Origin of the sequence: Microcystis sp. M090S1 (genome assembly GCF_020246295.1) — a bacterium.
Lineage (GTDB): Bacteria > Cyanobacteriota > Cyanobacteriia > Cyanobacteriales > Microcystaceae > Microcystis > Microcystis aeruginosa.
Window position 1 is genome coordinate 1 of the sequence record NZ_JADBTF010000473.1, and the last position, 2,521, is coordinate 2,521.

3 protein-coding genes are annotated in these 2,521 nt (G+C 42.0%); 1 reads left to right on the forward strand and 2 read right to left on the reverse strand.

Features of this window, described 5'->3' with window-relative positions:
- Positions 1–243, forward strand: a 243-nt coding sequence (locus IM477_RS20590; protein ID WP_287733281.1) for a DUF4164 domain-containing protein, incomplete at its 5' end; no start/stop codon positions are given.
- Positions 244–346: 103 nt separating this feature from the next.
- Here IM477_RS20590 and IM477_RS20595 read toward each other — a convergent pair.
- Both IM477_RS20595 and IM477_RS20600 read right to left on the reverse strand, forming a co-directional pair.
- Positions 347–2,404, reverse strand: coding sequence for a tetratricopeptide repeat protein (locus tag IM477_RS20595; RefSeq protein ID WP_287733282.1), 2,058 nt, complete (start codon positions 2,402–2,404; stop codon positions 347–349).
- 6 nt (positions 2,405–2,410) lie between these two features.
- Positions 2,411–2,521, reverse strand: a 111-nt coding sequence (locus tag IM477_RS20600; protein ID WP_071784045.1) for a transposase, incomplete at its 5' end; no start/stop codon positions are given.

Genomic DNA, 2,521 nt, shown 5'->3' on the forward strand with positions numbered 1-2,521 from the left:
GATGTTAACCAGAAATTTGACAGCCTACAGAAGGATTTTAACCAGAAATTTGACAAAATCGACGAACGGCTAACTAAGCTAGAGGTAGGACAGGCAAAACTAACTGAGAAAGTCGATGGGATGGATAGAAGACTAGAAAAGGTGGAAGGAACCCAAAAAAATCAAGTTTGGACGTTAATTATTCTTTTAGGAGGAGCGATCGGCACGGCAGCGTGGCGCTCTTTCTTTTCTGGTAATCCTTAGAAATATTACTATAATTTCTCACTTTAGGGTAGTTATGAGGGGAAATTAGCAGATGTGAAACTCAGGTTAAAAATAAGGGATATTTAACCCATCCTACCGATAATTATGCTTTCCTCAACCATCTTTTTAACAATCGCCACAATGCCACTATTATCCCCCCAATTAAAACTAAAGGAAACTTAACCACCCCCAGAAAGAAAGCAACGATTAAGGGATATTTTCGGGTTTCTAATTGCCGAATTTCATCATCGCACTTTTGAACATATCCTGCTAACCCCAATGCTTGATATAATTCCCGCGCTTGAAGAATTGCTTCTTTCGCTTCCGATATACGTTTGAGTTTATAGTAGGTAAGTCCCAGATTAAACCAAGCTTTCGCTTCACCCCCCCGATCACCGATTTCCCGTGTGATTGCTAAGGACTGTTGATAAAACTCGATCGCTTTTTGGTATTCTCCTAGGGAATCGTAAACATTGCCTAAATTGCCGTAGGAATACGCTTCACCCCCCCGATCACCGATTTCGCGTGTGATTGCTAAGGACTGTTGATGAAACTCGATCGCTTTTTGGTATTCTCCAAGGGAATTGTAAACATTGCCTAAATTATTGTAGGAAGACGCTTCACCCCCCCGATCACCGATTTCCCGTTTGATTGCTAAGGACTGTTGATGAAACTCGATCGCTTTTTGGTATTCTCCTAGGGAATAGTAAACATTGCCTAAATTATTGTAGGATTTCGCTTCACCCCCCCGATCACCGATTTCCCGATCGATTGCTAAGGATTGTTGATAAAACTCGATCGCTTTTTGGTATTCTCCTAGGGAATAGTAAACATTGCCTAAATTATTGTAGGAATTCGCTTCACCCCCCCGATCACCGATTTCGCGTGTGATTGCTAAGGACTGTTGATGAAACTCGATCGCTTTTTGGTATTCTCCTAGGGAATAGTAAACATTGCCTAAACTGGTGAGGGATGCGAAATATTTCCGGTTGGTTTGCTCTTCCTGTTGTTGGTAAACAGTGACTAATTCAAGGTAATAATCGGCTAGGGTTTGATAATACCCGCGTCGGGTGAGAAAATCCTCGATAGCACGGAGAATATCAAAAGCATTGTCGTACTCGGTTAACTGATAGTGATGATAGAAAATTTCTAGGTAAGGTTGCACATCGTTGAGGATTTCCCAGGAGTCGGGTTGAGCAATAGAAAGATAATAGGCGATCGCTTTTTGGTGTAATTCCCTTTGATCGCCGGCTTTGTATTGTGCATATTCCCAAACTAAAGGCTGAAAACTAAAAATTCGCTGGCGATTTTCCTCTTTTTCTTCTAATAATGATCGTCGCTGTAATTCTCGCAGATCTGCCGTGATCTCGGATAGTGCGATCTCCGGGTAATTATCCATCACTGCTTTGGCTGCCGGAGAATCAAATTCTCGGCGATAAATGCTGGTTTTAGTGAATAATTCTTGCTGTCTTTGGCTAAGTCGCTGAAAACTAGCATCTAAAACTAAAGCAATTCCCACTGTCTCTTGACGATGGCTCCCCACCACCTGCGGATCGCTCAAAAGTTGCGATAAATTTCCTAATCCTAAGTCCGCTAACCTTTCTAAACTGGGGTTTTGCGGAAATTCTGCTAGGAGTAAATCCGCCACCAATCGCAGGAGTAATGGATGACCATCCACCCGTCGAGAAAAGTTCTCTAGATCCCCTGTTATTTGCGATTCCGCTAACAATTGCGCCCCTTCAGGAGGTTTCAAACCTTTTAGCTCGATCCAACGGTTAAAACCCTTAGGTTTTGGCTTGTCTCTGGTGGTGACTATAATTTTGCTGGTGTCACCTTTTTCTATCCAAGCAGTGAAAAACTGCTGATAAAATTCATTATTCCAAGAACCATCTTCCCCTAATAAAATCTCTAGATTATCGATAATAATTAGGTGGCGATGGCGTTGCAATTGTCTGATTAAAGCTTCCTGTAAATCTATTTCTTTTTCGGGGACGGGATAACCAAATTCCGTCAGGAATTGGCGAGCTAAACCACTAAATCCGCCCAGATTTCCCGCTTCCCACCAAAAGGGAAGGCGTTTTGGGAATAAATCTTCATCGTCCCCTAGGGAAGGATCGAGGGTAATTTCCTCCTCAAAAATTGGCTCTTCGTTACCCTTTATGCTAAATCAACAGACAAGATGCCAAGATAACATACTTCTAACCCAAAAATTCCGAAAGTTTCTAAAGCCATAGCCTCTCCGTTTTATTAGTTTAAGTTTATTGTTGATTCCCTCGAC